The sequence below is a fragment of the Microbacterium bandirmense genome, assembly GCF_037204185.1.
Lineage (GTDB): Bacteria > Actinomycetota > Actinomycetes > Actinomycetales > Microbacteriaceae > Microbacterium > Microbacterium bandirmense.
Genome location: NZ_JBBDGM010000007.1, coordinates 114,841 through 139,890, shown reverse-complemented (window position 1 = coordinate 139,890; position 25,050 = coordinate 114,841). Strand labels below are relative to the sequence as shown.

The following is a 25,050-nucleotide window of genomic DNA, read 5'->3' as shown; positions in this document are numbered from 1 at the left end:
CTACTCCTTCTGGGCGAGCGGGCGAAGCGCCCGCGGTTCAAGTGTTTCGGGTACCGGGCTCGCAGACAACCGGTGCCGGCCGGCAGAATCCGTGCGCAGCAGCCGCATCGCGTTGGCGATCACGGCCAGCACAGACAGCTCGTGCACCAGCATCCCAATCGCCATCGTCACCCCGCCGAAGACGACACCGGCGAGCAGCGTGACGACGGTGATCATCGCCACGGCGACGTTCTGCCGCATGACCGACACGGTGCGGCGGGCGAGCGCGATGGCCTGCGGCAGCCGCAGCAGGTCGTCCTTCATCAGGGCGATGTCAGCGGTCTCGACGGCGACGCCGCTGCCGGCCGCGCCCATCGCCACGCCGATGTCGGCCAGTGCCAGCGCGGGGGCGTCGTTGACGCCGTCGCCGACCATCGCGACCGTGTGGCCCTCCGCCTGCAGGGCGCGCACGGCCTCGAGCTTGTCCTCGGGCAGCAGGCCCGCGCGCACCTCGTCGATGCCGACCCGCTCCGCCACCGCGGCGGCGACCCGCTGGGTGTCGCCGGTGAGCATGACGACCCGCTCGACCCCCGCGCGGTGCAGTCGGCGCACCATCTCGGCCGCTTCGGGTCGGATGCTGTCGGCCACGCCGACCACGCCGACGGGCACTCCGTCGACGGCGATCGCCATCGGCGTGCGTCCCGCATCGGCGAGCCGGTGCATGGCGCCTTCGAGTGCCGGATGCGCGGCGAGTCCCTCCGTCTGCATGAGCGCGCCGTTGCCGACGGCGACGCGGCGCCCGTCGACCGTTGCGACGACGCCCTTGCCCGGCACCGGTTCGGTGTGCTCGGGCAGACCCCGCACCGCGACGCCTTCCGCAGCCGCCGCATCGAGGATCGGCCGCGCAAGCGGATGCTCCGACCCGGCTTCGGCACGCGCGGCGAGGGTGAGCACATCGACGCGGTCGAGGTCGTCACCGAGCACGATGACGTCGGTCAGCTGCGGACGCCCCTCGGTGAGCGTGCCGGTCTTGTCGACGGCGACCACGTCGATCCGCGCGGACGTCTCGAGGTACTCGCCTCCCTTGATGAGGATGCCGTCCTTGGCGCCACGGCCGATGCCCGCGACGATTGCGACGGGGATCGAGATCACCAGCGCGCCCGGGCAGCCGATCACCAGCAGCGTGAGGGCGAGCACCACGTCCTGCGTGACGAGCCCCAACACGAGGGCGAGCAGCATGATTCCGGGTGTGTACCACCTCGAGAAGCGGTCCATGAAGGCCTGCGTCCTCGCCTTCGCGTCCTGCGCCTCCTCGACGCGGTGGATGATGCGCGCGAGCGTGGTGTCGGCTCCGACGCCGGTGGCCTGCACCTGCAGGAATCCGCTGGTCGCGACCGTGCCGGCGAACACGGGGTCTCCGTCGAACTTCTCGACGGGAAGAGACTCCCCGGTGATGGAGGCCTCCTCGATCGCGCCGACGCCGCTGATGACCGTGCCGTCGACCGGAACCCTGGCGCCGTTCTTGACCAGCACGGTCTCGCCGACGGCCACCTGCATCGCCGAAACCTCGACCTGCTCGCCATCGCGCAGCACGATGGCAGTGTCGGGTGCGACCGCGACCAGTTCGGCCAGTGCTGATCGAGTGCGGGCGAGTGTTGCCGTCTCGAGCGCGTGCCCGATCGCGAACAGGAAGGTGACCGCTGCCGCCTCCCAGTAGTTCGCTATGACGATCGCGCCGATGGCGGCGACCGAGACGAGCAGGTCGATGCCGATCACCTTGGCTCCCAGCGCGCGCACCGCCGAGACGACGATGCGCCAGCCGGCGATGGTGGCCGCCGCCACCATGAGGACATCGCCGGGCAGGGTCAGGCCGAACAGGCCCGAAGCGGCGAAGGACAGCAGGATCAGCGCGCCGGCAGCCGCCGGGATGGTCCAGCGGCTGCGGGTCAGGCGACGCACGGTGTTCACGTCGGCTCCGTTCTGCGGGGTCGGGTGGTGTGGATGAGCGGTCGGCGTCAGAACGCCGACGGGCTGGCGGTGTAGCCGGCCTTGCCGACCGCGGCGATCAGGTCGTCGATGCTCACGACGGTCGGGTCGTGGTCGATCTCGATACGCGACGAGGCGAAGTGCACCGTGACCTGGTCGACGCCGTCGAGTCGGCCGACCCGCTTCTCGATCTTGCTGACGCACGACGGGCACGAGAAGCCGTCGGCACGCAGCAGGGTGCGGGTGGTGGGGGTGGATGAGGTGTTCATGACCGGTCCCTTCTGTATCGGTGGCTTCACCGTACGAAGAGGGCGGGCGCTGCACCATGACGCACGTCAATCAACGGGGATATGGTCGAACACATGGGCGCACCCGCAGTCTCACCCGGTCAGCGGCGGCGGATTCCGCTGCGCGAAGTGACCCTGCCGCACGTGTGCCCGCGCCCGGTGCGGATGTACGTGCTCGCGCGCAGTCCGTATTTCTCCGACCTCGGCGATGATGACCTCGGCCGCATCGACGAGCGGATGCAGGCGACGTCGTGGCGTGAGGGTGACTCGCTGTATCGGGCGGGCGAGCCGGCAGGGCATCTGTACATCGTCGCCGAGGGGCGGGTGAAGCTCAGCCAGGTCACGCCCTCGGGAGTCGAGACCGTCGCCGATGTGCTGGCACCCGGCGAGTTGTTCGGCGCGATGGGCACGCTGGGCGAGCCGTTCCACCTGCAGTCGGCCAGCGCGATGGTCGGTTCGTGCGCCCTGAGGATCGACCAGGAGTCGTTCCGGGCGGTGCTGCGCGAGCATCCCACCGTCGCGCTGCGCGTACTCGACGACGTGGCCGCGCGCCTGACCCGGGCCCACACCGACATCGGCGGACAGAGCACTGACACCGTCGCTCAGCGTGTGGCGACGGCGCTGCTGCGCCTGGCCGACAAGCTCGGCGAGGATCGCGGAGCGGATGGCATCCTCATCGAGGTGCCGCTCGCGCGCACCGATCTTGCCGGCCTTGCCCGTTCGACTCCCGAATCGGTGTCGCGGGTGATGAGCCGCTGGCGCCGCGAGGGTGTGATCGACTCGGGTCGCCGGTGGACCGCCATCAAGGACCGTGACCGGCTCGAAGCCATGAAAGGAGCAGCATGAAGCGCGTCGCACAGGTCATCCGACTGGATCCCGCGCAGATCGATGAGTACGAACGGGTGCACAGCGAGGTGTGGCCCGGTGTGCTCGCGCAGATCAAGGGCAGTGGCATCCGCAACTACTCGATCTACCGGTACGGCGACCTGCTGTTCTCGTACTTCGAGTACGTCGGCGACGACTTCGAGGCCGATATGGCCGCGATGGCGGCCGACGAGACCACCCAGCGCTGGTGGCAGATCTGCGAGCCCATGCAGCGTCCGGTCGACGAGCGCGCCGAGGGGGAGTGGTGGCACGAGCTGCCCGAGGTGTTCCACACCGAGTGACACACATGCGCGGTGACACACGTGCGCGCGGCGTCGCCGCAATGCGCTACGGTAGCTGCATGACCAAGCGTTGGTATGCGTATTTCGAGTCGGCTCTGGAGGGGCCGGCGCCGATGTAGCGCACACCAGCACCCTTCAGAGCCGACAAGCCAGAGCAATTGCTCTGGCTTTCGCCGTTTCGGCGGGCTCTGCGTACGGGTCCGTCGTGAATCCACACGAACAGGACAGGACTCATGCACAGCATCCCCACCGTCGACACGACCGCCGACCTGCACGTCGCCGGCTTCACCACTCTCCCCTCGCCGGAGGACGTCGCCGCGACTCTGCGGCTGGGCGGCGAGCGCGGGGCCCTCGTCGCCCGCACGCGCGACGAGGTGCGCTCGATCATGGACGGCCGTGATGATCGGATGCTGGTGATCGTCGGTCCCTGCTCGATCCACGACCCCGATGCGGGCCTCGAGTACGCCGGCCGCCTGGTGCGCGAGGCGGAGCGCCACCGCGACGACCTGCTGATCGTGATGCGCGCCTACTTCGAGAAGCCCCGCACGACGGTCGGCTGGAAGGGTCTCATCAACGACCCGCACCTCGACGGCAGTCACGACATCGAGGCAGGGCTCCGCCTGGCCAGGGGTTTTCTGCGCGATGTGACCGCGCTGGGTTTGCCGTGTGGCACCGAGTTCCTCGAGCCGATCAGCCCGCAATACACCGCCGACCTGGTCACCTGGGGCGCGATCGGGGCGCGCACGACCGAGAGCCAGATCCACCGCCAGCTCGCGTCAGGCCTGTCGATGCCGATCGGGTTCAAGAACGGCACCGACGGCGGACTGCAGGTCGCGCTGGATGCTGCGTCCGCAGCATCCGCCCCGCAGGCCTTTCTCGGCATCGGCTCCGACGGACGAGCGAGCCTGGTCAGCACCACGGGCAACCCTGACACCTCGGTGATCCTGCGTGGCGGCGCCGATGGCCCGAACTACGGCGCCGAGCACGTGCGTCGCGCCTCGGAGCGGCTCGCCGCCGCCGGTCTCACGCCGCGGGTGATCGTCGACGCCAGCCATGCGAACAGCGGCAAGGACCACCTGCGTCAGGCGGAGGTCGCAGCCGAGCTGGCCGAGCAGATCGCGACCGACGGCGCCGCGGTCGCCGGTGTGATGCTGGAGAGCAACCTTGTCGCCGGTGCGCAGGGACTTGACGTCGACCGCGGCCCCGCCGGGCTGGTGCGCGGCCAGAGCGTCACCGACGCCTGCATGGGGTGGGATGCCACGGCCGCGGCGCTCACGCAGCTGGCCGGCGCCGTGCGCCGCCGACGCGGGTGATGCACCGCGTCGCCGCGTAAGCTCGAACGTTATGGCGATAGGCGCGATGATCCACACGTTCGAGGTGCAGCTGGCGGACGTCGACCGTGGCGTCTATGAGGATCTGACACTGCGACTCGCGCGGCACCCATCCGAGACCGACGCCTACATGTTCACCCGCCTGCTGGCGTACTGCCTCGAGTACGAAGACGGCATCGCCTTCACCGAGGGCGTCGCAGCGACCGACGAGCCCGCGGTGCTCGTGCGCGACCTCACCGGTCGCGTCACAGCATGGATCGAAGTCGGGGCGCCGGATGCCACCCGACTGCACTACGGCAGCAAGCTCGCCGACCGCACCGCGATCTACACCCAGCGCGATCCTGAGCGCGTGAAGCTGCAGTGGGCGGGGAAGACGATCCACGACGCGGATGCCATCGTGCTGCACAGCTTCGATACGGGCTTCGTCGATGATGCGGCGGCGGCGCTCGACCGACGCAACACCCTGACGGTCTCGCGCACCGAGGATCAGCTGTACCTCGAGGTGAACGGCACACACCTCAGCTCGGCCGTGCACGAGAACGCCATCCGGTAGCTCTCGCAGCGACCGGTCGGAGTGCGGCTAGAGCGCGTGCCTCGCCCGCTCGAGGCCGCGCTCGGCCTCAGCCGCATCGTCGGATGCCTGAACCTCGCGGTCGCGTGCGTCCTCGGCATCCTGTTCGGCGGTCGCCACGCGCGCTCTCGCCAGCTGCAGTTCGGCTTCCAGCTCGGCGATGCGAGAGGTCAGCCGGTCCAGGAGCTCTTGGGCATCTCGCGATTCCTGCTGGGCGCGCTGGGCGGAGCGCGCGGCGCGGTCGCGGGTCTGCTTGGCCTCGCGCACGGCGCGTTCCGCGTCCCTCCGCGTGCGCCGTGCGCTGAGCTCGTCTCCCGAAGGTGCCGGTGAGGTAGGAGCCGCAGGGCGCCCGCCGCCCACCATGGCGTCGAGGTCGTACGACCCGGTCGGCTCCAGATCGTGCACGAGTCGGCCGGATGCCACGGCTGCGGCTGCGTCCTGATCGAAGAAGGCCGCCGAGATCGTCTGACGGACGGCCTCGAGCGTGGCACCCGTCACTCGCGCGCCATGCGATGAGGCGAGCGACCCGGCCTCGGTGGCGAGCTGGTTCGTCAGCGTACGCCGCTGCCGGCCGAGCTCGGACAGCGTCGGGGCGTCGAGATCCTCCTGCGCCTCACGAAGCTCGGCCGCCAGCTGCAGCGCCTGTCCGAGCCGTGCGGAGCGCTCACGGGAGAAGAGGTTCACGACCCATGCCGCGACCGTCGGCTTGCGCAGCGACCGGATCCGCTCGGCGAGGTCGCGATCGTCCGCCTCCTTCGCGCGCGCGTTCCTCGACGCGGTGAACTCCTCCGGCGGACCGGAATACAGCGCGGACGCGATGTCGTCGAGATCGCCCGGATCGCTCATGCGAGCGACATTACCCGTACACGCGGGCGTGGTCGCGGTCAGGATGCCGGCTGTGCTGGTTCCGTCGCTTCGATGGGATCGCGTCGGATGCCGATCCACGAGACGATCCCGCCGAGCGCGAACAGCACTGCGGTGACCCAGGCGGCGCTGTGGAAGCCGCCGAGGTCGAGGGCGCCGCCGACGATCGTTGACAGCATCGCCACCACGATCAGGCCCGCGACGCGCGAGATGGCATTGTTCACGGCCGACGCGATTCCGGAGTGGTCGGCGTCGATCGCCCCGAGGATCGCCGAGGTGAGCGGTGCGACGGTGAGCGAGAGGCCGACGCCGAGCACGATCATCGACGGCAGCACCTGCCACCAGTAGCTGAAGTCCTCGGCGACGGTGAGCAGCAGCATCGCGCCTACGGCCATCATCAGCGGACCGACGGTCATGAACAGCCGCGGTCCGAGGCGGCCGGCCCACGCGCCGACGCGCGAGCTCAGCAGGATCATCAGGATCGTGACCGGCAGGCTCGCCAGCCCGGCGGCGGTCGCGCTGAGACCGGCTCCCTGCTGCAGGTACACGCTGATCACGAAACCGTTCAATGCCAGGGCGGCGTAGACGAACAGGGTGGCGAGGTTGCCCCAGCCGAAGTTGCGCACGCGGAACAGCGACAGCGGCATCATCGGCGTCTCGGGGTGTCGCTGGCGCAGCAGGAACCACGTGAACAGGGCTGCACCGCCCACTGCCGTGATCCAGATGCGGGGCGCCGCCCAGCCGTACAGGGGCTGTTCGATCAGGGCGAAGACCACGGCGCCGAGGCCGACGGCGCACAGCGCGCCGCTGAGCCAGTCCACCCGGGTGCCGCGCGGATGCTCGGGAAGGTGCAGGCGGCCCAGCAGCACCAGCGTCACCGCGATCGGGAGGACGTTGATCAGGAACACGAAGCGCCACGACAGCAGGTCGACGAACAGGCCGCCCATCAGCGGGCCCACGACCATCGCCCCCGTGGTGAACGCCGTCCAGATGCCGATGGCCCGCGACTGCAGCTCGCCGCGCATCGTGGCCGTGATCAGCGCGAGCGAACTCGGCACCAGCAGCGCTCCGGCGGCCCCCTGCGCCGCCCGAGAGATGATCAGCGTGAGCGGGTCGAGGGCGGCCGCGACCGCCACCGACGAGATGCCGAACGCGATCAGGCCGATGCGCATGATGAACACGCGGCCGTACGCATCAGAGAGCGAACCGGCGAGCAGGATCAGCGCACTCAGCGTGATCAGGTACGCGTCGACCACCCACTGCTGAGTGGTGATGCCTCCGCCCAGCTCGTCGCTGATCGCGGGCAGCGCGACGTTGACGACCGTTCCGTCGAGGAAGGTGACGAACGAGGCGATGATGGCGACGGTGACGACCAGTCGCTGCAGAGGAGCGAACGAGGACACACGCCGAGACTACTCCGGGTCGAAGGTCCCTGAGCCTCTGGAAGCGTCAGCTGATCGGCTCGAGCAGGAACACCGGGATCGTGCGCTCGGTCTTCTGCTGATACTCCTCGTAGTGCGGCCACACCTCGTTCGCGCGCGTCCACCACTGTGCGCGCTCCGCACCGTCGAGCTCACGGGCGACATAGTCGGCGACCTCCGCACCGTCCTGCAACTGCACGTGCGCGTTCTTCTTCATGTTCCAGTACCAGGCCGGGTGCTCGGGCGCACCACCGCGTGAGGCGACCACGGCGTACTGCCCGTCGTGCTCCACCCGCATCAGGGCGGTCTTGCGCAGCCCGCCGGTCTTCGCACCGACGGTGGTCAGCACGATGACGGGCTTGCCGTGCAGCTCGTTCGCCTCGGCGCCGTGAGACTCCTCATAGCGCTCGGCCTGCTTCCGCGCCCATTCCGACGTGCTGGGCAGATACTCTCCGTGCAATGGCATGACCCGAGCCTAACCCGGATGGCAGGCACGGTCTCCGCGCCCGCTGAGAGCCACCGGCGGCAGAGGGGTGTACGCTCGTCGGGTGCATTCGCGAGCAGAGCAGGTGATCGTCGGCGCCCTTCGCGCCGACGGCAGAGACTGACGACCCGCCGGTGACGGAACCCCCGTCGCCGGTGCATCGTCGTATCCGGGCATCCGACCCCTCTTCACCTTCCTCGCCGCCATCGGCGGCCGTACCGAAAGCCATCATGCTTGCTCTTCACGAGCGCGACATCCGCGCGTCCTTCATCAACGCCTCCCGCAAGGAGGCCTCCGTCGTCACACTGCCCGCCGGCTTCGCCGAGCTCGATTTCGAACAGCTCGACTACCTCGGCTGGTTCGATCCCAAGCTGCCCAAGCGCGCCTACGTCGTCGCCGAGGTCGACGGCAAGCCGGTCGGCGTGCTGCTGCAGCGCACCGAGCAGCGTATCCGCACCCGGGCGCAGTGCTCGTGGTGCGACGATGTGACCCTGCGCAACGACGTGCAGTTCTTCTCCGCCCGCAAGGCCGGCGCCGCGGGTCGCAATGGCGACACCATCGGCACGCTGATCTGCGAGAACTTCGGCTGCTCGGCGAATGTGCGCCGGCTGCCACCGCTCGCCTACGAGGGGTTCGATCGCGAGCTGGCACGGGAGCTGCGGATGCTGCGGCTGCGTGAGCACGTCGCGGCGTTCCTGGCCGAGGTCGGCTGACGCGCGGGTCTGCGTGCGCCGGTCAGACGACCGCGCGCACGTGGGCCGACGCGTCGTCGGCGAGTGCGGCCGACAGGCGCCGGAACGTCTCGACGCTGCGGGCGCCGGGCCAGTCGGCGGGCAACAGGGCTGCTGGCAGACCGGGATCGATGTAGGGCAGCACCCGCCAGCTGTCGATCAGGCGAAGGTGTGCGGCGAACGGTCGGGTCAGATCGAGTGCGTCGGTGGATGCCAGGAACCGCTCGTGCTCGGCGCGCAGCGCACCGAGGTCCCACCAGTCCGCGATCGCTTCGGCCAGCGGTCGCGCCGGCAGCGGGTCGGCGGTGCGGAACAGCACCGCGTACTCCCGTGCGCCGATTCCGTCGAGCAGCTGCTCGGCCTCATCCTGGAGGTGTCCGGGGAGGATCCAGAGCCCTGGCGTCACCGAGCCTGCTCCCAGGAACAGCAGCCTCCGCCGCAGCTGATGACGCAGGTCGCGTCTCGTCTCGGGGATCGTCGCCGAGATCAGCATCCACTCCTCGCCGGAGTGCATCGTGCGCACGGTGAAGATGCGCCGGTCGCCGCGCTCGAGCATCCCGATCGCGGCGGGATTCAGCGTGTACCCGCGCCCGGGGGCGGCCAGCAGCAGGCCCTTCTGCTTGAGGCGTGTGATAGCCGTGCGCGCCTGGGCGGCCGGGATGTCGAGGTCGCCGGCCAGCCGCACCAGCGCACCCGACGAGATCTTGCCGCCGAGGGGACGCAGATGCACGCCGATCAGCGTGCGCAGCAGCGAGGTGGTGCTGCCGGGCCGCGCGTCGATGTCGTCGAGGATGGCGTCCCCGTTTCCGATCTCACCTGCGTCGAGGCCCCCTCCCGTCGTCGGGGCCCCCTCTGGGGTACGCGGCTCCGAGGGGGCCCCGGCGGCCAGGAGGGGCCTCGGCGTGTGCGGGTGGGTCATCGCTGCAGCGCGTCGCGCACGGCGAGGATGCCGCGCAGCGTCTCCTCGTGCGAGGTGCTCAGCGGCGACAGGCCGAGGCGGATGCCGTCGGGGAAGCGGAAATCGGGGATGACACCGTCGGCCCACAGTTCCTGGGTCACCCGCTGGAACGCGTCGTGCCCGATCGTGATGTGCCCGCCGCGGTGCGCGGCGCTGCGCGTCGAGAGCAGACGCACTCCGAGAGGTGCCAGCAGAGCGTCATAGGCGCGCACGGCGAAATCGGTGAGCGTGATCGATTTGGCCCGCACGGCCGTGATGCCCTCCGCCTCGATGAGGTCGAGCATGCCCTGCATGGCCAGCATCGACAGCACCGGCGGAGTGCCGCTGAGCAGCTGTCGGATGCCGGCGACCGGCGCGTACTCCGGTCCCATGGCGAAGATGTCGGCGGCGCCCCACCAGCCATGGATCGGCTGCAGCACGTCGCCGTGGTGCTCGGCGGCGAGGTACGCGAAGGCAGGGGAGCCCGGTCCGCCGTTCAAGTACTTGTAGGTGCATCCGACGGCCATGTCGACGCCCCAGTCGTCGAGGTGCATCGGCACGGCGCCGACGGAGTGGCACAGGTCCCAGAGCATCAGCGCACCGGCGTCCTTCACCACCCTCGTTATCGACGGCATGTCGGCGAGTGCGCCGGAGCGGTAGTCGACGTGGCTGAGCACGACGAGAGCGGTGCGCTCGGAGACGACGGATGCGACATCGTCGGCGCTCACGCCGGTGAGCTCATCGGGCTGCACCCACCGCACGGTCATGCCGGTCTCGTTCGCGACGCCCGCGGCGATGAAGCGGTCGGTGGGGAAGTTGCCGGCCTCGATGACGATCTCGTCACGCCCGGGGCGGGCGGCGACGCCCGCGCGGATCAGCTTGTAGAGCATCACGCTGGTCGAATCCGCGACGATTGTCTGCCCGGCGGCGGCCCCGAGCGTCACGCGCGCGATGCGGTCGCCGAGCCGCATGGGCAGCTCCATCCACTGCTCGTCCCACGAGCGGATCAGCCGGGTGCCCCAGTCGTCGCGGATGAACGCCGCCGCCTTCTCGGGCACATCGCGCAGCGGACGACCCAGCGAGTTGCCGTCGAGGTAGGCCGTCACTCCGGGTGCGTCGGCGAACGCCGCGAGGTGATGGGCCAGCGGATCGGCGGCGTCGAGGGTGCGGGCTTCGGTGAACAGGACGTCGGCGTCGGTCATCTCAGTACTCCAGATCGGCGGTCGTGAGCAGGCGCGACCGGTTCGGGTCGTCGTCGGGAAGAAGCAGCAGTGGGGCGGCTGAGAGCAGCGGGTCGGCGGGCGCGAGGGCGGTGAGCAGATCGAGACCGTCGATGCCGGCGGTGCGCAGGGCGTCGATCTCGGCCCCGCGCAGATCGACCGGTGTGGGGCCATTGCCCATGTCGCTGCCGTACACGAGTTCGCCGCCGGCGGCGAAGAACCGTCGCACGTTGTCGGTGACGACCTCGAGGGCCTCACCCTCGTGGATCGCCATGGTCGAGATCCATGAGACCGTCGCGGCCTGTTCGGCGATCTCGTCGTCGGTGAGGTGCTCTGAGAACGGCGCGTGCGCCAGCCGGGTGGCGCCCAGGCGTGCGACGCGCTGCGCCTGGCCCGGCCCCTCGGCGTGCGCGACCAGCGGGACGCGGTGCTCCGCGGCCAGCCGCGCCAGGGCGCGCATCAGCTCGTCGTCGAGCACGGGTCCGGCGTCGCTGTTGCCGACGACCTTGAGGAACGAGACGCCCGAGGCGGTGAGGTCATCGACCGCACGCGCGGCATCGTCGGGGTCGGCGAGCTGTCGCACCGCGCCCGCCGGCGCCCAGTCGCGATCGGACGGATACCCGCCGACAGCCGTCAGAAAGGGGCCGGCGTAGCTGATCTGTGTCCAGGACTCCGGAGAAACAGCAGGTTCCGGCGCGGTTTCCGGCGTTGTGGGGTGCGTGGCAGGGTTTTTTCCGGAGTTCTGTACAGCGGCACCGGCTGCCAGGTCGCTGATCCAGCCGAGCTCGGCTCCCAGATCGGCAACCGCTCCCAGCCGCGAACCGGCGAGCAGGGTGTGATCGACCAGCTGCAGGTGCACGTGGTGATCGGTGAACAGCCCGGTGACCAGTCCGTCGAGGTGCGGTGAACCGTCGGGTGCCCGGGTGGGCAGCAGTCGGATGCCGTCGGCGCCGGCGACCACGGTGCCGACGCGCACCTGTGCACCGTCGAAGTACCGCGCCGCGTGCACGGGAGCGTGCCCCGTCTCGGGTCGATCCGTCACTTCCCGATCTCCGTCCGCACGCTGTACAGCTCGGGGAAGAAAGTCAGATCGAGTGCGCGCTGCAGGAAGCCGACGCCGCTCGAGCCACCGGTGCCGACCTTGTGGCCGATGGTGCGGGCGACGGTGCGCAGGTGCCGGAACCGCCAGAACTGGAAGTTGTCCTCGACGTCGACGAGCTCCTCGCACGCCTCGTACAGATCCCAGTGCTCGTGCGGGTTCTCGTAGATCTCGCGGATCGCGGCGACGAGTTCGGGGTGTTCGCGGTACGGCTGACGCACGTCGCGCTCGAGGATCTCCTGGGGCACGGGCAGCCCGCGGCGCGCGACGAAGCGCAGGAACTCGTCGTACAGCGTCGGCCGCTCCCACTCGGCGGTGAGCATGGCGAGGTTCTCGGGGTGGTCGCGGAACACGCCCAGCATCCGCTCGTTCTTGTTGCCGAGCGCGAACTCCACGCAGCGGTACTGCACGGACTGGAAGCCGGACGAATTGCCGAGGTCGCCGCGGAATTCGGCGTACTCGGTGGGGGTGAGCGTGGCCAGCACCGACCACTGCTGGGTCAGCACCTCCTGGATGTGCTTGACGCGCGCGATGTGCTTGAGGGCGGCGCGCAGGTCATCACCGGCGAGGCGGTCGCGGGCGGTGCCGAGCTCGTGCTGCACGAGCTTGAGCCACAGCTCGGTCGTCTGATGCTGGATGATGAACAGCATCTCGTCGTGGTGCTGTGGCTGGGAAACCGGATGCTGCGCGCCGAGCAGCCGGTCGAGATCGAGGTACGAGCCGTACGTCATCCGATCCTTCAGATCGGTGACGATGCCTTCTTCCAGGGAGCGCTCATTGTCGACCATCCCGCGAACATATCACTTTCGCGGCGACCGTCACAATGATGAAATCAGTCACCCGTGTGGATCTTGAGGAAGTCGAGCGTCTCCTGCAGCGCGGTCTGCGCCTCTGACTGGTCGAGATGGAACTGGTACTCGTGCGGCTGCGCCGGTTCATGCGCTGCCGCCCAGAACAGCGTGGTCACGTCGACGCCGAGCTCGTCGAGTCGCTGAGCCATCGGGATCGACTGCAGCCAGGTGAGGCCGTCGCCGTTGCCTCCCGAGATGTATGTGGCCGGGAAGTCCTCGGTGACCCAGTTCACCGTCGACATTGTCGACCCCGTGGCGTCCTCTGCCCAGTTCTTCGAGCCCGAGTACGCCCACATCGACGTCTTCAGTCCCCACCCGGTGATGCCCGTGAGTGCGGCGAGGGCGGTGAGATCGTAGACACCGCAGTTCAGGACGGTGGCGACGAGTTGGTCCGCGTCCAGGGCCGGGTCGACCGACATGATGCTCGCATAATCAGGATTGGTGGTGATCGCCGCGAGCTGGCTCGCCAGCTGCGCGCCGGCGGAGTCCCCGGCGAGCACGATCTGCGAGGCGTCGACGTTCAGCTCATCGGCGTGGGCGTCGATGTAGGCGAGCGCCGTGTTGATCTGGTTCACCGCGGTCGGGTAGTTCGCCTCCGGCCCGCGGGTGTAGTTCAGGCCGATCGTCGTGTATCCCTCGGATGCCAGGATGCGCAGGTACGGATCGACGTCCTCTTTCGAGCCCGAGATCCATGCGCCGCCGTGGATCCAGACGACCGTGGGAAGTGCACCGGTGGCGGATGCCGGGGTGAAGACGTCCATCGTGGTGTCGCTGCCGTCGTCCCCGTAGGCGACGTCGAGCGTCTCAGTGAGCTCGGTGTCCGGCTGGTGGCGGTTCATCTCGGCGGCCGTCGCCTCGCCACCCCGGGTGAACACCGCCCGGATCACCATGGCGGACGGCCAGGGTGTGACGGCGCCGACGATGCCGATGACGACGATGATCGCGATGACGGTGAGGAGGGCGACCCTCGTCCTGTGCCATCTGCGATGCGGGCTCTGTGTGGTCGATTCGTCGGCGTGCTCAAGCGCGGTCATGTGTGCCCCTCCGGGGAACAGTGTGGCAGAGCGGCGACCCCGGTCGTCACGATTCGACTTCGAGTCCCCGGATGAGACGCTCGAGACCGTAGGTGAACGCCGCGTCGACGCCGCCGCCGAGGCGGAAGGCTCCCGCGAGCTCCATGTTCAGGAAGCCTGTCGCCCAGGCGGTGAACAGGCGGGCGGCATCGAGGGCGTGTGTGTCTCCGACGAGGCCGCGCGCGGCGTCGATGACCGGCGCGGCGGCTCGCTGGAGCGCGTCGAGGCGCGCGGATGCCGTGAACATCAGGCGGAAGGCCTCGGGCTGTGCATGTGCATGGGCTCGGTAGACGGCGGCGAGGGCGCGCAGGTCGGCGTCGGCGGATGCCAGTCGCTCGCCGAGTTCGTCGATTGCGGCCTCGGTGACCGCCGACAGCAGCGCGTCGCGGTCGCGCACGTGCTTGTACAGGGATGGCGCTCGCACGCCCACCCCGGCTGCGACGGCCTGCATGGTGAGACCGGCTGGACCGTCGGCTTCGAGGATCTCACGGGCGGCGGTGATGATCGCGGTGTGTGATGTGCGCTGTGGTGTCGGCATCTTCAATCCCTAAAGCTATTGACATTAGCTATGATAGCTACATAACGTAGCCGATGTCACGTCGGTCGCCCGACCGGCCCGAGAGGAAAGTCATGAAGCTCGCACCGCACCTGCACAGACTCGGCAACGACATCGTCGCCTCGTACCTGATCGACCTGCCCGAGGGCATCATCCTCGTCGACGCGGGGTTGCCCGGGCACTGGAATGATCTGCGCCGCGAGCTCCAGCTGATCGGACGCCCCCTCTCCGACATCCGGGGTCTCGTGCTCACGCACGGCGACAGTGACCACATCGGCTTCGCCGAGCGGCTGCGCCGCGAAGCGGGCGTTCCCGTCTTCGTGCATGCCGCCGACGCGCACAGGGCGCGCACGGGGGAGAAGCCGAAGACGCCGATGGGGCCAGCGCGCATCGGTCCGATGCCGGGGTTCATGGCATACGGGCTGCGGAAGAACGCCATGCGCACCCGCCACGTGCGGAGTGTGATCGAGGTCGCAGACGGCGATGTGCTCGACCTGCCGGGCGCTCCGGTCGTGATCGGGATGCCGGGGCATTCACCGGGCAGCATCGCCGTGCACGTCCCGGCGGCCGACGCGGTCTTCGTCGGTGATGCGCTCACCACCCGACACGTCCTCACCGGCCGCGAGGGCGCCCAGCCCGCACCCTTCACGGACGAGCCGTCCGAGGCGCTGGCATCCCTCGACCGTCTGGCACAGCTCCAGGCATCCTGGGTGCTCCCGGGCCATGGTGTGCCCTGGCACGGCTCACCCGCCGACATCGCCGCCGCCGTCCGCGCCGCTTGAGCCGGAGCCATGCCGTCTCAGCGCGCGGCGAGCACCTCGGCGGTCGTCGCGAGCGTGATCTGCGGTGGGTACAGGCCCATCACGTGCAGCGCCACCGCGTGGTTCTCGGACGTCGAGCCCGCGCAGGCGTCGGTCGCGACGGTGAGGCGCGCGCCGGCATCCGCCCCTGCCAGCGCTGTCGAGAGCACGCAGCAGTCCGTCGACACCCCGGTGAGCACGACGTGCGCACCGCGCCCGACGATCGCCTCGATCTCGGCGCCCCACTTGCCGAACGTGGGCAGGTCGAGCGTCGGATGCGGGGACAGCTCGCGCGCGGCGGGGACGAGCTCGTAGAGCGCATCGGATGCCGGCCTGTCGGCGAACGGCCACGCCGCGAAGTACTCGCCCCACGACGTGGAGCGGTCTGCCGTCGGCATCCACCGCGTCACGAGCACGTTCTCGCCGAAGCTCTCCGCGAGGGTCGCGATGTTGGTCATCGCGTCCGCGAAGAACGGCGAGCCCCACTCGGAGTCGGGGGCGGCGAAGATGTTCTGCGGGTCGACGACGACGAGCCAGGGCGCTGTCACGCCTGCTCCTGCCGGCGGATCTTCCCGGCACGGGCGAACCAGGTGACCAGGAACGACAGCACGAGTGCGAAGAAGACGCCGAGGTTGGCGTATGCCCAGTCGCCGTCCTTTCCGCCGATGATGAACAGCAGGTAGCCCTGCCAGTTGTTCCAAGCGGCCTCGGCGGCGAAGTTGTTGACCACCAGACCCCAGCCGATCACGCTGGCGACGACCATCGTGCCGATGGCGGTCCAATCCCACGCGCCGTAGCGGCCGCGGGCATCGAACAGGGCGTCCTCGTCGTAGTCCTTGCGCCGCCGCAGGATGTCGGCGATCAGGATGCCCGCCCACGACGCGAGCGGCACGCCGAGCGTGATGAGGAACGACTGGAAGGGCCCGAGGAAGTCGGTGGCGAAGAAGACGACCCAGATCGTGCCGAGCGTGAGGATGATGCCGTCGATCGCCGCGGCACTGGGGCGGGGGATGCGGATGCCGAGGCTGATCAGCGTGAGCCCTGAGGAGTAGATGCCGAGGACGGCCCCCGATACCAGCGCGAGCACCGCGGTGAGCAGGAAGGGCACGAGCACCCAGATCGGCAGGATCGTGGCGAGGGCGCCGATCGGGTCGGCGGCGACGGCCGCCATCAGCTCAGGGTCGGAGCCGGCGAGCAGCAGACCGAAGATGACGAGGATCACCGGGGCGATCGCCCCGCCGAAGGTGTTCCAGAACACGATCGCGCCGTCGGATGCGGTGCGCTTCTGGTAGCGCGACCAGTCGGCGGCGATGTTGATCCAGCCGAGGCCGAAGCCCGTCATCACCATCACCAGCGCGCCGATCACCGCGCCGATGCTGCCATCGGGGATCGCCATCACCGCGTCGATCTTGATGTGGCCGGCGGCGAGGATGATGTAGAGGATCGTGACGGCCCCAGTGATCCAGGTCAGCACCGACTGCATCTTCATGATGGTGTGATAGCCGAGCACGGACGCGGCCACGATGAGCGCCGCCACCACGACGGTGGCGATGATCTTCAGCGCGATGCTGTCGCCGTCGCCGCCGAGCTGCGTGATGACCGTCGCCGTGGCGAGCACGGCCATGATCGCCAGGAACGTCTCCCAGCCGATCGACGTCAGCCACGAGACGATGCCGGGCACCTTCTGCCCGTGCACGCCGAACGCTGCGCGGGACAGCACCATGGTCGGCGCGGAGCCGCGCTTGCCGGCGATCGCGATCAGCCCGCAGAGGAAGAACGAGACCACGATGCCGATGATCGACACCAGCGTCGCCTGCCAGAACGAGATGCCGAAGCCCAGCACGAACGAGCCGTAGCTCATGCCGAACACCGACACGTTCGCCGCGAACCACGGCCAGAACAGGTCGCGGGGCTTGGCGGTGCGGTCGGACTCGGGGATGATCTCGATGCCGACGCGCTCGATCAGCGCGGGTGAGGCGGCGGGCGGCGGCGTGGTGGATGCCGGAGGCGTGGCGGTCATGCCCTCATCCTGGCACTGTCGGCGCGTCGTGGCGAGGATATCCGCCCCGTGAGACCGGGTCAGCCGGCGAAGAACGCGCGTGCGACGCGTGACAGGTCGTACAGGTCGCTGACGCCCGCCAGCTCTCGTGCCGAGTGCATCGAGAGGATCGGGATGCCGACGTCAACCGTGCGGATGCCGAGGCGCGTCGCCGTGATCGGCCCGATGGTCGAGCCGCACGGCACCGCGTTGTTCGACACGAACTCCTGAGACGACACCCCAGCAGACTCGCACCAGCCGGCCCAGGCGGCGGCGCCGAGCGCGTCCGTCGCGTAGCGCTGGTTCGCATTGATCTTGAGGATCGGACCCGAGCCGAGCACCGGCTGCACCACGGGGTCGTGGCGCTGCTGGTAGTTCGGGTGCACCGAGTGGCCCACGTCGCTCGACAGGCACCAGGATGACGCATAGGCGCGGCGCAGCTCTTCAGCATCCGCCCCCAGCGAGGCGTAGATGCGCTCGAGCACATCCTCGAGGATCGGCCCGGCAGCCCCCGAGCGCGAGGCGGAGCCCAGCTCCTCGTGATCGAACGCGGCGAGCATGGGGATCACGCCCTTCGCCGACTCGGCAGCCTCGATCAGCGCGACCACTCCGGCGTGCACCGAGGCCAGGTCGTCGAGGCGCCCGGAGGCGAAGAACGCGTCGTCCTTGCCGAAGACCGTCCCGCGTGCAGCATCCGCCACCACCGCGTCGAAGCCGCGGATCTCGGCCGCGTCGACGCCTGCCGACGCCGCAAGCTCCGCGAGGATGTCCTCCGCCTCGGGCTCGCCGAGCCCCCACACCGGCTGGGTGCCCGTCTGCTTGTCGAGGGCGAGACCGTCATTGACGCCGCGGTCGAGGTGGATCGCCAGCTGCGGCAGCCGCAGCAGCGGTCCGGTCGCGGCGAGCACGACACGGCCGTCGGCCAGCGCCAGCCGGCCGGCCAGACGCAGCTCGCGGTCGAGCCAGGAGTTCAGCAGCGGACCGCCGTACACCTCGACCGCGGCCTGCAGCCATCCCTTGGCGCCGGTGGTCGGCTTGGGCTTGAGCTTGAACCCGGGGGAGTCCGTGTGCGCGCCGAGCACGTGCACGGACGTCGTGGCCGTGGCATCCGCCGGCACGGCCCAGCCGATCGCCGCACCGTCGCGCACGATCACGTAGCGTCCGCCGGCCTGCGAGGGCCAGGCATCCGCCTCGTCGAGTCGGGTGAACCCGCCGTCGACCAGTCTGCGCGCGACCTCTTCGGCCGCGTGATAGCTCGACGGCGAGGCGGCGACGAAATCGGCGAGATCGGAGGCGTGCGCGAGTGCGGGAGACGTGTCGGGCATGCCCTCGATGCTATCCCGCACGCGGTCACCCACTCCGCCAGGAACGAATGCAGGGATTCTGAACGGATGCAGGGCGACACGCCGCGGAATCGCTCCACAAGTGTTCAATCGTCCTGCACCCGTTCCCGACCCAGGTGCGGATGCTGTCTCGGCAGCCTGTGCGTGCGCCGGTCGTCGGCGAGGTTAACGGGTGCTGAACAGTGCCCCGTCAAGCGCATCTCCTGGATGCTTGCCTGTCAGAGTTTCTCGCGGACGCTGTCCTGCACCATCTGAAAGGTCCTCATGAAGCGCTCTTCCTCGCCCTCAGACGCCATCCGCACGCCCCCTGTGCCGGTGACCTGACGTGCGCGCCTCCGTGCAGACGGCATCGGTGCCGTCCTGCGGGCCGAAGTCCGACGCCGAGGAACGTCGCACCGACGTCGTACTGCGTCCGGCGGCCGCGGCGATGGCGTTTCTGGGGTCCGGTCAGCCGCATGAGCCGATCGCCGTTCCCGGTGTCGCCCTCGCGCCGCATGACGTGCTGGTCGCGATCGAGATGTCGACCGTCTGCGCATCCGACGTGCACACGGTGCAGGGCTGCAGCCCGGCGCCGACACCGCTGGTGCTCGGGCACGAGAGCGTCGGGCGGATCATGGCCGTCGGCACGGCGGGAGCGGATGCCGTCGACGGCACGCCCCTGCGCATCGGCGACCGCGTGGTGTGGTCGGTCACCGTCTCGTGCGGCACCTGCGACCGGTGCGCCACCGGGCTCACGCAGAAGTGCCGGTCGCTCGGCAAGTACGGCCACGAGCGCATCGGCCCGCACCGCGAGCTCACCGGCGGGTATGCCAGCCATGCCCAGCTGTGCCGCGGCACGGCGATCGTGCGCGTGCCCGAATCCTTGCCTGCCGCAGTACTGGCCCCGGTCTCGTGTGCGACGGCGACGGCCGTGGCCGCTGTCGACCGTGCGGCGTGGGGGCGCGAGCTCGAGGGCAGTCACGTGCGCGTGCACGGTGCCGGACTGGTCGGGCTCTCGGCCGCGGCGATCGCGGCGGCCCGCGGCGCTCGCGTCGAGGTGCGCGATCCGAACCCGGCGCGACGTGCATTGGCAGCGCGGTTCGGCGCGACGGGGATCGAGGGTGCACCCGAGGTCGTGATCGAAGCCTCAGGTCACGGAGTCGCAGATGCCATCGCCGATGTCGACACCGGAGGGATCGTCGTACTGGTCGGCGGCGGGCTCCCGGCGGAGCCCGTCCCGCTCGACGCCGAGTCGCTGGTTCGTCGCATGATCACGGTCACCGGCGTGCACAACTGCTCCGCCGCCCAGCTCGCAGACGCGGTCGCATTTCTCGCCGTGCACGGGCGGACGCACCCGTTCGACGAGGCGGTCGGCGCCGTGCATCCGCTCGCCGAACTCGACACCGCCCTCGCGGCGGCTGCCGCGCCCGACGCCCCGCTGCGCATCGGCATCGCGCCGCATTGAGGCAGGCATGCTCAGGCCACCGGCAGCGGATACCGGCGACGCAGGAGCGCACGCTGCACGAGGGTCCACGTCACCGTGACCACCAGGTACAGTGCGGCAGCCAGCGGAACGAACACGGCGAAGACCGCGGTCAGGTAGTGCAGCGCGTTCATCACACCCAGCATCCCGGGGCTCGCCAGCGGACCCTCGGCCGGCGCCTGCGGACGGAACACCCGGCGAGTGATCTCTGCGACGACGAGGATCAGCACCAGCACCACCGCCCACACCACGGCGGTCGCCGCGTCGAGACCACCGCCGACGGCGGTGAGCAGCGACGACCCGAGCGGCGCTCCGAAAAGATCGTGCGTGAGCAGTTCGTTGGGATGCCCGGCGATCTCGGGCCGCAGGAAGAGCGTGTAGAGGATGCCGACGACGGCGCCCTGCACGAGCAGGGGCAGACAGCCGGCGAGCGGTGAGGCGTTCTCGTTCTTGTACAGGGCGAGGGTCTCGCGCTGCAGACGCTCGGCGTCTTTGCCGTGGCGCTTCTGCAGCTCGCGCAGCTTCGGGGCGAGCCGTGCGCGCAGCTGCTCGGCCTTGGCCTGGGAGACGCCGACGGGAATGAGCGCGGTGCGCACCAGCATCGTGACGAGCACGACGGCGAGCGCCGCGGCGTTCGAGCCGGCGAGCGGTTCGAGCAGATGGGAGAGGGAGAGCAGGGCGCCGTAAGCGCCGTCGAGAAGAAGAGTCAGCGGGGGGAAGGCAAAGATGTCCAAGACGGTGTCCGTTCGCGAGAGAGGAGAAGGGGTCGGCGAAGACCGCGGACCCGTTCTCCTGACGTCCGAGGGACGTCAGGGCGAACCGATCACGCGGCGAGCACGACTCCCGGCGCTCGCGGACGCGGATGACCGTCGGCATCCGGATGACTCTGCGTGAGACAGGTGGACACATCGATGGCACGGCGCGGACTCGGCGCGGAGCGGATGCCTGCTTCCGGTGCCACGATCGATACCGCGATCGCCAGCACGGCGAGCGCGACGAGAACCGCCGCGATACCCAGCATCCCGTCGATCGGCACGGGCACGGCGCCGAGCGCTGTCAGCAGCAGCTGCAGCAGAGTGTTCAGCGCCTCGATCATCCTCGCCCCCGATGGACCGTCCGTTCAGGGCCCGAGATTAGCACCCGACGCTGAGAGCCACTCACCCAGCGTTCTGGGCAGGATCCGGGCGCCGCTGCCGGGCAACAGTGTGTCGCGCGCCAGTCTGCCGCCGAAGTACCGCCCATCCGGTGACGCGCGAACCACGCGCCGGTCCCCACGGGCGCGCAGCACCCGGCTGACGAGATCGGCCAGGGGCATCTGGTCGGGGCCGGCGATCTCAGCATCCGATCCGGACGGCGGTCCCAGCGCGACGTCGACGCCCAGGCTGCGCGAGGCCGCACGCACGTCATGGCCGAGCGCTGCAAGACGCCGAACGGCCTTCGAACCGATCTGACCGGTGCCGCCGACGACCACGATGCGCTCAGCCGTCGCGCACCTCTTCACGACGGGGACGATCGCGCTCGTCCCTGTAGTCGGGCCGCTCGGGCTGGGAGTCCTGGTCGGAGAGCTCGCCGCCCTCGCGCCCGCCATACGGGCGCCCGTGGTCGGCGAACTCCTCGCGGCCGAACACCAGCTCCCACTGCGCGATCGAGAAGTGCGCTCCGGTGCGCAGCACCTCGGAGCGGGCGTCGCCGTCCTCCTCGCGATTCGCGTTCATCCCGCCGGGGCCGTGCAGGGTGAGCACGTACTCGTCGCGATCGTCGTGCACGATGGTCGCATGCAGCGGGTCGGACCCGGGAAGCAGCAGCGTGCACTCGGCACCGGAGCCGATCGTGACCTCGTCGGCGGTGATGTGGAAGGTTGTGCGCTCACCCTCGGTGCCGGTGATGCGCAGGTGCGGATCCCCAGCACCCCACTCGGCGTGGGTCGTCGTCGGCCGGTGAGCCTCGTGTCGGTCATCCATGTCTCCTCCTCGGTGAGCTTTCGGTGCCCGTGCCCTGGGCGGCGGTCTAGCGCGAGATCTCCTCCACGGTGCGGCCGGTCGCAGCCACCTCGAGGTGACGGGCGATGTCGGCCTGGCTGATGATCCCCACCAGTCGATGATCCTCGATCACCGGAACTCGACGGATCTGGTGCTCCTTCATGAGCTCGAGCACCTGCTCGATGTCGGTGTCCGACTGAGCGGTCACGGGTTTGCCGGCGGCGAACCGGCCGGCGTTGGTCGTGTCGGGATCCAACCCGGTGGCCACCGCCTTCACGACGATGTCACGGTCGGTCAGCATGCCCTTCAGCCTGCCGTCCTCGCCGCAGATCGGCAGAGCGCCGACGTCGAGCTCGCTCATCCGCTCGGCGGCGATCGACAGTGCATCGTTCTCGCCGATGCACTGTGCGTTCGGTGTCATGATCTCTCGTGTCAGGGTCATCGTCCCGTTCTCCCTCGTGCTGTGTTCGCGTGTTCCCGAACGTAGCGAGAGCTCACGCCGCCCCGAATGGGGTTGACAGGTCCCTGTCAGCTCGTCAGCCACCGTTCACGCGGGTGCGCGGCACCGGTCAGTCGTTGCCGTCGAGGTGCTCGGGAAGCAGGGTGATGCCGCCCGTGCTGCTGGCGGAGTTCGCCAGCGCCGTGATCCACTCGGCGCTCAACTCGGGGCGCTCCGCCTCGGCGAACACGAAACGCAGCGGGATCGACGGGTGCAACCAGATCGTCGATCTGCCGGTCGGATTCGCCGGTGGATGCTGCCATGAGAGCGTGAAGCTCTCGTTGCGGCGCAGCTTGGTCGCGATGACGACCTTGAGGTGAGCCAGAGCACGGTCTTCGATCTCGATCGGTTCGACGGTATCGCCGTAGTAGAGCCAGCCCATGACGCTAAGCTTGCACCACTTGCGCCGGGGACGCCAGTGGGGTAGTCCGCGACGTGCAGAAGGGTCTGTGAGCATGGGAAAGTTCGTCTATGACGGCACGGTGAAGACCGAGATCGAGGACCGCGCTCTCACGCATGTGCAGCTCGTGATGACCGCGAAGCTGCGCCGAGGGGAGCCGTTCCCGTTCAGCTGGCGCGAGGACGCCAGCGTCGGTGGCGGCCGGACGACCGTGTGGGTGCAGCCGGGCAGCTCGCTCGTCTTCAAGTACTTCGGAAGCCGTCAGCCCGAGGTGAACCGCGCCTGGATCGAGGCCCTCGCGTACACGGCGAACACGCCCGCCGGGCTGCACCTGGTGCCGGAGCCTCCCGAGAATCAGGCGCCCGTCGCCGAGGACTGATCGCCCGCGCCGTCTGCGTGATCCGGGTCGTCGCCTTCGTCGTCTGCACGCCGGCCGCCGTCGTCATCCTCTGCGTCGTCGCCGGTATGCGGCCGGACGATGCTCTCATCGACCGTGTCGTCGTCCGGATGCTGCGGTTGCACATGTTCGGGCATCATGCCCTCGTCGATCCCGCTCATCGTCGCTCCTCCCTTCTGCGCGAACAGCATTCGCCCGCGGCCGCGAACTGTCAACCCCCTGGAATATCGGATCAAGGGGAATGAGAGTGTCCGTTGTCGGCTCTCTCCCTACGAGCCGGTCACATCTCCAGACTCCGGAAGAGGCGCAAACGATGACTGACACCACGTCTGATCCCCGTCACCAGCACCATCAAGAGGGATTCCCCGCCCAGCAGCAGGATCAGCCCGGCCACACCGAGCGCACGGAGCCGACACCCGACCACGGCGAGAGCAGCTATCGCGGTCACGGCCGGCTCGCCGGGCGCAGGGCGCTGATCACAGGCGGCGATTCGGGTATCGGCAGGGCGGCGGCCATCGCGTTCGCCCGTGAGGGCGCCGACGTCGCGATCGTGCACATGCCGGAGGAGCAGGAAGACGCCGACGCCACCGCCGGTCTCATCCGCGACGCCGGACGCGAGGCTCTGAGCCTGCCCGGCGATCTGCGCGACGAACAGTTCGCGCAGGATGTGGTGAGCCGCACGCGCGACGCCTTCGGCGGCCTCGATGTGCTCGTGCTCAACGCCGGCTTTCAGCACGACGTCGACGGCTTCGGATCACTGGAGACCGACGACATGAGGCGGGTGTTCGACACGAACCTGCTGGGCATGATGATCACCGCCCGCACCGCCTACCCGCACCTCGACGCGGGAGCGAGCATCATCGTGACCGCGTCGATCCAGGCGTACAACCCCTCTCCGGGCCTGATCGACTACGCCATGACGAAGGCCGCGCAGGTCGCCTTCGTGAAGGCCCTCGCCGAGGAGGCCGGTGAGCGCGGCATCCGCGTCAATGCCGTCGCCCCAGGACCCATCTGGACGCCGCTGATCCCGGGTACCGGATGGGACGCGGAGAAGGTCGAGAACTTCGGCTCCGACACTCCTCTGGGCCGCGCCGGGCAGCCGGCCGAACTCGCCGGAGCGTATGTGTATCTGGCATCCGAGGAGTCCTCGTACACCTCGGGCAGCGTGCTCGCGGTGACCGGAGGGAAGCCGCTATGACCGCCACGGTCTCCGACGGTCCGAGATCGTCGGCATCCCACGGCAGGTGGGAACTCGACAGGCTGGGGCACGACAGCTGGCGCATCTGCGATCCCGCCCGGCGGCAGGCCGATGCCGATTGCCTGATCGCCTACGTCGACCGGCATCCCTCCGGCGTGCTCGATGTGCTCTGGCTGCGCACGCCGTGTCCGCGCACCACGCGCTTCCGCGACTTCGACCGCCTCTTCGAGGCGCTGGACCTGGCCGTCGCCAACGCCTCCGACCGATCGCGCGCACCGTCGCCGATCCGGCACCGCCCGCCTCCCCGGGAGCGGCCGCCCCTGTGACGCCGAGTGACACGGGCCCGCCGACCCGTTGGGCCCGGGCGTAGCCTCGGAG

The 25,050-nt window shown here is 69.5% G+C and carries 31 protein-coding genes; 10 read left to right on the top strand and 21 right to left on the bottom strand.

Features of this window, described 5'->3' with window-relative positions; genetic code table 11:
- Together WDU99_RS10105 and WDU99_RS10100 are read right to left on the bottom strand one after the other, a co-directional pair.
- On the bottom strand, window positions 1–1,947 hold the full coding sequence (locus WDU99_RS10105) for a heavy metal translocating P-type ATPase (RefSeq protein ID WP_337332328.1): 1,947 nt from the start codon (window positions 1,945–1,947) through the stop codon (window positions 1–3).
- A gap of 47 nt (window positions 1,948–1,994) precedes the next feature.
- Complete coding sequence (locus WDU99_RS10100) at window positions 1,995–2,234, bottom strand: heavy-metal-associated domain-containing protein (protein WP_337332327.1); 240 nt, start codon at window positions 2,232–2,234, stop codon at window positions 1,995–1,997.
- Between the two features lie 93 nt (window positions 2,235–2,327).
- Between WDU99_RS10100 and WDU99_RS10095 the strand changes: the two genes are divergently transcribed.
- The 4 genes from WDU99_RS10095 to WDU99_RS10080 all read left to right on the top strand — a co-directional run bounded on the left by WDU99_RS10095 (window position 2,328) and on the right by WDU99_RS10080 (window position 5,302).
- Window positions 2,328–3,098: a Crp/Fnr family transcriptional regulator gene (locus WDU99_RS10095; protein ID WP_337332326.1), complete on the top strand. Its 771-nt coding sequence runs from the start codon at window positions 2,328–2,330 to the stop codon at window positions 3,096–3,098.
- Window positions 3,095–3,418: an L-rhamnose mutarotase gene (locus tag WDU99_RS10090; protein WP_337332325.1), complete on the top strand. Its 324-nt coding sequence runs from the start codon at window positions 3,095–3,097 to the stop codon at window positions 3,416–3,418. Before WDU99_RS10095 ends, WDU99_RS10090 begins: the two co-directional genes overlap by 4 nt.
- A 233-nt stretch (window positions 3,419–3,651) precedes the next feature.
- On the top strand, window positions 3,652–4,731 hold the full coding sequence (locus WDU99_RS10085; RefSeq protein ID WP_337332324.1) for a 3-deoxy-7-phosphoheptulonate synthase: 1,080 nt from the start codon (window positions 3,652–3,654) through the stop codon (window positions 4,729–4,731).
- A 31-nt stretch (window positions 4,732–4,762) separates the two neighbouring features.
- The gene (locus WDU99_RS10080) at window positions 4,763–5,302 is read left to right on the top strand and encodes a YaeQ family protein (RefSeq protein ID WP_337332323.1); all 540 of its coding nucleotides are present in this window, start codon (window positions 4,763–4,765) and stop codon (window positions 5,300–5,302) included.
- Window positions 5,303–5,329: 27 nt separating this feature from the next.
- On the opposite strand, the gene WDU99_RS10075 is transcribed toward WDU99_RS10080, so the two are convergent.
- The 3 genes from WDU99_RS10075 to WDU99_RS10065 are packed head-to-tail and all read right to left on the bottom strand — an operon-like array spanning window position 5,330 to window position 8,071.
- Entirely contained in the window at window positions 5,330–6,166 is an 837-nt protein-coding gene (locus tag WDU99_RS10075; RefSeq protein ID WP_337332322.1) for a serine/threonine-protein kinase, read from the bottom strand.
- A 38-nt stretch (window positions 6,167–6,204) separates the two neighbouring features.
- Window positions 6,205–7,587, bottom strand: a complete 1,383-nt coding sequence (locus WDU99_RS10070; RefSeq protein WP_337332321.1) for an MFS transporter — start codon at window positions 7,585–7,587, stop codon at window positions 6,205–6,207.
- 46 nt (window positions 7,588–7,633) lie between these two features.
- Window positions 7,634–8,071 carry a nitroreductase family deazaflavin-dependent oxidoreductase gene (locus WDU99_RS10065; RefSeq protein WP_337332320.1) on the bottom strand — a complete coding sequence of 146 codons (438 nt, stop codon included), beginning with the start codon at window positions 8,069–8,071 and terminating at the stop codon, window positions 7,634–7,636.
- Between the two features lie 248 nt (window positions 8,072–8,319).
- On the opposite strand from WDU99_RS10065, the gene WDU99_RS10060 reads away from it, so the two are divergent.
- The gene (locus WDU99_RS10060; protein ID WP_337332319.1) at window positions 8,320–8,802 is read left to right on the top strand and encodes an FBP domain-containing protein; all 483 of its coding nucleotides are present in this window, start codon (window positions 8,320–8,322) and stop codon (window positions 8,800–8,802) included.
- A gap of 22 nt (window positions 8,803–8,824) precedes the next feature.
- On the opposite strand, the gene WDU99_RS10055 is transcribed toward WDU99_RS10060, so the two are convergent.
- Genes WDU99_RS10055 through WDU99_RS10030 form a run of 6 tightly spaced genes read right to left on the bottom strand, consistent with a single transcriptional unit; the run spans window position 8,825 to window position 14,538 of the window.
- Window positions 8,825–9,739 carry a PaaX family transcriptional regulator gene (locus WDU99_RS10055; RefSeq protein ID WP_337332318.1) on the bottom strand — a complete coding sequence of 305 codons (915 nt, stop codon included), beginning with the start codon at window positions 9,737–9,739 and terminating at the stop codon, window positions 8,825–8,827.
- Window positions 9,736–10,959, bottom strand: a complete 1,224-nt coding sequence (locus WDU99_RS10050; RefSeq protein ID WP_337332317.1) for a kynureninase — start codon at window positions 10,957–10,959, stop codon at window positions 9,736–9,738. Before WDU99_RS10050 ends, WDU99_RS10055 begins: the two co-directional genes overlap by 4 nt.
- A 1-nt stretch (window position 10,960) precedes the next feature.
- Complete coding sequence (locus tag WDU99_RS10045) at window positions 10,961–12,019, bottom strand: amidohydrolase family protein (RefSeq protein ID WP_337332316.1); 1,059 nt, start codon at window positions 12,017–12,019, stop codon at window positions 10,961–10,963.
- Entirely contained in the window at window positions 12,016–12,864 is an 849-nt protein-coding gene (locus WDU99_RS10040) for a tryptophan 2,3-dioxygenase (protein WP_337332315.1), read from the bottom strand. Before WDU99_RS10040 ends, WDU99_RS10045 begins: the two co-directional genes overlap by 4 nt.
- A gap of 44 nt (window positions 12,865–12,908) precedes the next feature.
- Window positions 12,909–13,961, bottom strand: coding sequence for an alpha/beta hydrolase (locus WDU99_RS10035; protein ID WP_337332314.1), 1,053 nt, complete (start codon window positions 13,959–13,961; stop codon window positions 12,909–12,911).
- A 46-nt stretch (window positions 13,962–14,007) separates the two neighbouring features.
- On the bottom strand, window positions 14,008–14,538 hold the full coding sequence (locus tag WDU99_RS10030; protein ID WP_337332313.1) for a TetR/AcrR family transcriptional regulator: 531 nt from the start codon (window positions 14,536–14,538) through the stop codon (window positions 14,008–14,010).
- 92 nt (window positions 14,539–14,630) lie between these two features.
- On the opposite strand from WDU99_RS10030, the gene WDU99_RS10025 reads away from it, so the two are divergent.
- A complete protein-coding gene (locus WDU99_RS10025; protein WP_337332312.1) occupies window positions 14,631–15,338 on the top strand; it encodes an MBL fold metallo-hydrolase in 708 nt (235 codons plus the stop codon).
- Window positions 15,339–15,355: 17 nt separating this feature from the next.
- On the opposite strand, the gene WDU99_RS10020 is transcribed toward WDU99_RS10025, so the two are convergent.
- Genes WDU99_RS10020 through WDU99_RS10010 form a run of 3 tightly spaced genes read right to left on the bottom strand, consistent with a single transcriptional unit; the run spans window position 15,356 to window position 18,719 of the window.
- Entirely contained in the window at window positions 15,356–15,904 is a 549-nt protein-coding gene (locus WDU99_RS10020) for a cysteine hydrolase family protein (RefSeq protein ID WP_337332311.1), read from the bottom strand.
- On the bottom strand, window positions 15,901–17,376 hold the full coding sequence (locus WDU99_RS10015) for a purine-cytosine permease family protein (RefSeq protein ID WP_337332310.1): 1,476 nt from the start codon (window positions 17,374–17,376) through the stop codon (window positions 15,901–15,903). Before WDU99_RS10015 ends, WDU99_RS10020 begins: the two co-directional genes overlap by 4 nt.
- 59 nt (window positions 17,377–17,435) lie before the next feature.
- Window positions 17,436–18,719, bottom strand: coding sequence for a M18 family aminopeptidase (locus WDU99_RS10010; protein ID WP_337332309.1), 1,284 nt, complete (start codon window positions 18,717–18,719; stop codon window positions 17,436–17,438).
- A gap of 343 nt (window positions 18,720–19,062) precedes the next feature.
- Between WDU99_RS10010 and WDU99_RS10005 the strand changes: the two genes are divergently transcribed.
- On the top strand, window positions 19,063–20,181 hold the full coding sequence (locus WDU99_RS10005; protein ID WP_337332308.1) for an alcohol dehydrogenase catalytic domain-containing protein: 1,119 nt from the start codon (window positions 19,063–19,065) through the stop codon (window positions 20,179–20,181).
- An 11-nt stretch (window positions 20,182–20,192) separates the two neighbouring features.
- Here WDU99_RS10005 and WDU99_RS10000 read toward each other — a convergent pair whose 3' ends face one another.
- The 6 genes from WDU99_RS10000 to WDU99_RS09975 all read right to left on the bottom strand — a co-directional run bounded on the left by WDU99_RS10000 (window position 20,193) and on the right by WDU99_RS09975 (window position 23,059).
- Complete coding sequence (locus tag WDU99_RS10000) at window positions 20,193–20,933, bottom strand: YidC/Oxa1 family membrane protein insertase (RefSeq protein WP_337332307.1); 741 nt, start codon at window positions 20,931–20,933, stop codon at window positions 20,193–20,195.
- Between the two features lie 89 nt (window positions 20,934–21,022).
- Window positions 21,023–21,295 (bottom strand): DUF6412 domain-containing protein, encoded by a 273-nt coding sequence (locus WDU99_RS09995; protein WP_337332306.1) that lies wholly within the window; start codon window positions 21,293–21,295, stop codon window positions 21,023–21,025.
- A gap of 24 nt (window positions 21,296–21,319) precedes the next feature.
- Window positions 21,320–21,700, bottom strand: a complete 381-nt coding sequence (locus WDU99_RS09990) for an NAD-dependent epimerase/dehydratase family protein (RefSeq protein WP_337332305.1) — start codon at window positions 21,698–21,700, stop codon at window positions 21,320–21,322.
- Window positions 21,678–22,160 (bottom strand): FHA domain-containing protein, encoded by a 483-nt coding sequence (locus tag WDU99_RS09985; protein ID WP_337332304.1) that lies wholly within the window; start codon window positions 22,158–22,160, stop codon window positions 21,678–21,680. The genes WDU99_RS09990 and WDU99_RS09985 overlap by 23 nt, the downstream gene beginning before the upstream one ends.
- Window positions 22,161–22,206: 46 nt before the next feature.
- Complete coding sequence (locus WDU99_RS09980) at window positions 22,207–22,620, bottom strand: CBS domain-containing protein (RefSeq protein ID WP_337332303.1); 414 nt, start codon at window positions 22,618–22,620, stop codon at window positions 22,207–22,209.
- A 127-nt stretch (window positions 22,621–22,747) separates the two neighbouring features.
- Complete coding sequence (locus tag WDU99_RS09975; protein ID WP_337332302.1) at window positions 22,748–23,059, bottom strand: DUF7882 family protein; 312 nt, start codon at window positions 23,057–23,059, stop codon at window positions 22,748–22,750.
- Window positions 23,060–23,132: 73 nt separating this feature from the next.
- Between WDU99_RS09975 and WDU99_RS09970 the strand changes: the two genes are divergently transcribed.
- Window positions 23,133–23,456 (top strand): DUF7882 family protein, encoded by a 324-nt coding sequence (locus WDU99_RS09970; RefSeq protein ID WP_337332301.1) that lies wholly within the window; start codon window positions 23,133–23,135, stop codon window positions 23,454–23,456.
- Here the strand turns inward: WDU99_RS09970 and WDU99_RS09965 are convergent.
- Window positions 23,432–23,635, bottom strand: coding sequence for a hypothetical protein (locus WDU99_RS09965; protein ID WP_337332300.1), 204 nt, complete (start codon window positions 23,633–23,635; stop codon window positions 23,432–23,434). The genes WDU99_RS09970 and WDU99_RS09965 overlap by 25 nt on opposite strands.
- Before the next feature lie 152 nt (window positions 23,636–23,787).
- Here WDU99_RS09965 and WDU99_RS09960 point away from each other — a divergent pair, with 152 nt between their 5' ends.
- Both WDU99_RS09960 and WDU99_RS09955 read left to right on the top strand, forming a co-directional pair.
- Complete coding sequence (locus WDU99_RS09960) at window positions 23,788–24,672, top strand: SDR family oxidoreductase (RefSeq protein ID WP_337332299.1); 885 nt, start codon at window positions 23,788–23,790, stop codon at window positions 24,670–24,672.
- Window positions 24,669–24,998 carry a hypothetical protein gene (locus WDU99_RS09955; protein WP_337332298.1) on the top strand — a complete coding sequence of 110 codons (330 nt, stop codon included), beginning with the start codon at window positions 24,669–24,671 and terminating at the stop codon, window positions 24,996–24,998. Before WDU99_RS09960 ends, WDU99_RS09955 begins: the two co-directional genes overlap by 4 nt.
- Window positions 24,999–25,050: the final 52 nt, after the last annotated feature.

Coding starts and splice junctions, on each gene's coding strand:
- WDU99_RS10060 (WP_337332319.1), top strand. CDS start 8,320: ATGCTTGCTCTTCACGAGCGCGACATCCGCGCGTCCTTCATCAACGCC.
- WDU99_RS09960 (WP_337332299.1), top strand. CDS start 23,788: ATGACTGACACCACGTCTGATCCCCGTCACCAGCACCATCAAGAGGGA.
- WDU99_RS09970 (WP_337332301.1), top strand. CDS start 23,133: ATGGGAAAGTTCGTCTATGACGGCACGGTGAAGACCGAGATCGAGGAC.
- WDU99_RS09955 (WP_337332298.1), top strand. CDS start 24,669: ATGACCGCCACGGTCTCCGACGGTCCGAGATCGTCGGCATCCCACGGC.
- WDU99_RS09985 (WP_337332304.1), bottom strand. CDS start 22,160: ATGGATGACCGACACGAGGCTCACCGGCCGACGACGACCCACGCCGAG.
- WDU99_RS09975 (WP_337332302.1), bottom strand. CDS start 23,059: ATGGGCTGGCTCTACTACGGCGATACCGTCGAACCGATCGAGATCGAA.
- WDU99_RS10035 (WP_337332314.1), bottom strand. CDS start 13,961: ATGACCGCGCTTGAGCACGCCGACGAATCGACCACACAGAGCCCGCAT.
- WDU99_RS09965 (WP_337332300.1), bottom strand. CDS start 23,635: ATGAGCGGGATCGACGAGGGCATGATGCCCGAACATGTGCAACCGCAG.
- WDU99_RS09980 (WP_337332303.1), bottom strand. CDS start 22,620: ATGACCCTGACACGAGAGATCATGACACCGAACGCACAGTGCATCGGC.
- WDU99_RS10095 (WP_337332326.1), top strand. CDS start 2,328: ATGGGCGCACCCGCAGTCTCACCCGGTCAGCGGCGGCGGATTCCGCTG.
- WDU99_RS10050 (WP_337332317.1), bottom strand. CDS start 10,959: ATGACCGACGCCGACGTCCTGTTCACCGAAGCCCGCACCCTCGACGCC.
- WDU99_RS10080 (WP_337332323.1), top strand. CDS start 4,763: ATGGCGATAGGCGCGATGATCCACACGTTCGAGGTGCAGCTGGCGGAC.
- WDU99_RS10040 (WP_337332315.1), bottom strand. CDS start 12,864: ATGGTCGACAATGAGCGCTCCCTGGAAGAAGGCATCGTCACCGATCTG.
- WDU99_RS10030 (WP_337332313.1), bottom strand. CDS start 14,538: ATGCCGACACCACAGCGCACATCACACACCGCGATCATCACCGCCGCC.
- WDU99_RS10085 (WP_337332324.1), top strand. CDS start 3,652: ATGCACAGCATCCCCACCGTCGACACGACCGCCGACCTGCACGTCGCC.
- WDU99_RS10065 (WP_337332320.1), bottom strand. CDS start 8,071: ATGCCATTGCACGGAGAGTATCTGCCCAGCACGTCGGAATGGGCGCGG.
- WDU99_RS10015 (WP_337332310.1), bottom strand. CDS start 17,376: ATGACCGCCACGCCTCCGGCATCCACCACGCCGCCGCCCGCCGCCTCA.
- WDU99_RS10075 (WP_337332322.1), bottom strand. CDS start 6,166: ATGAGCGATCCGGGCGATCTCGACGACATCGCGTCCGCGCTGTATTCC.
- WDU99_RS10100 (WP_337332327.1), bottom strand. CDS start 2,234: ATGAACACCTCATCCACCCCCACCACCCGCACCCTGCTGCGTGCCGAC.
- WDU99_RS09995 (WP_337332306.1), bottom strand. CDS start 21,295: ATGATCGAGGCGCTGAACACTCTGCTGCAGCTGCTGCTGACAGCGCTC.
- WDU99_RS10055 (WP_337332318.1), bottom strand. CDS start 9,739: ATGACCCACCCGCACACGCCGAGGCCCCTCCTGGCCGCCGGGGCCCCC.
- WDU99_RS10025 (WP_337332312.1), top strand. CDS start 14,631: ATGAAGCTCGCACCGCACCTGCACAGACTCGGCAACGACATCGTCGCC.
- WDU99_RS10090 (WP_337332325.1), top strand. CDS start 3,095: ATGAAGCGCGTCGCACAGGTCATCCGACTGGATCCCGCGCAGATCGAT.
- WDU99_RS10010 (WP_337332309.1), bottom strand. CDS start 18,719: ATGCCCGACACGTCTCCCGCACTCGCGCACGCCTCCGATCTCGCCGAT.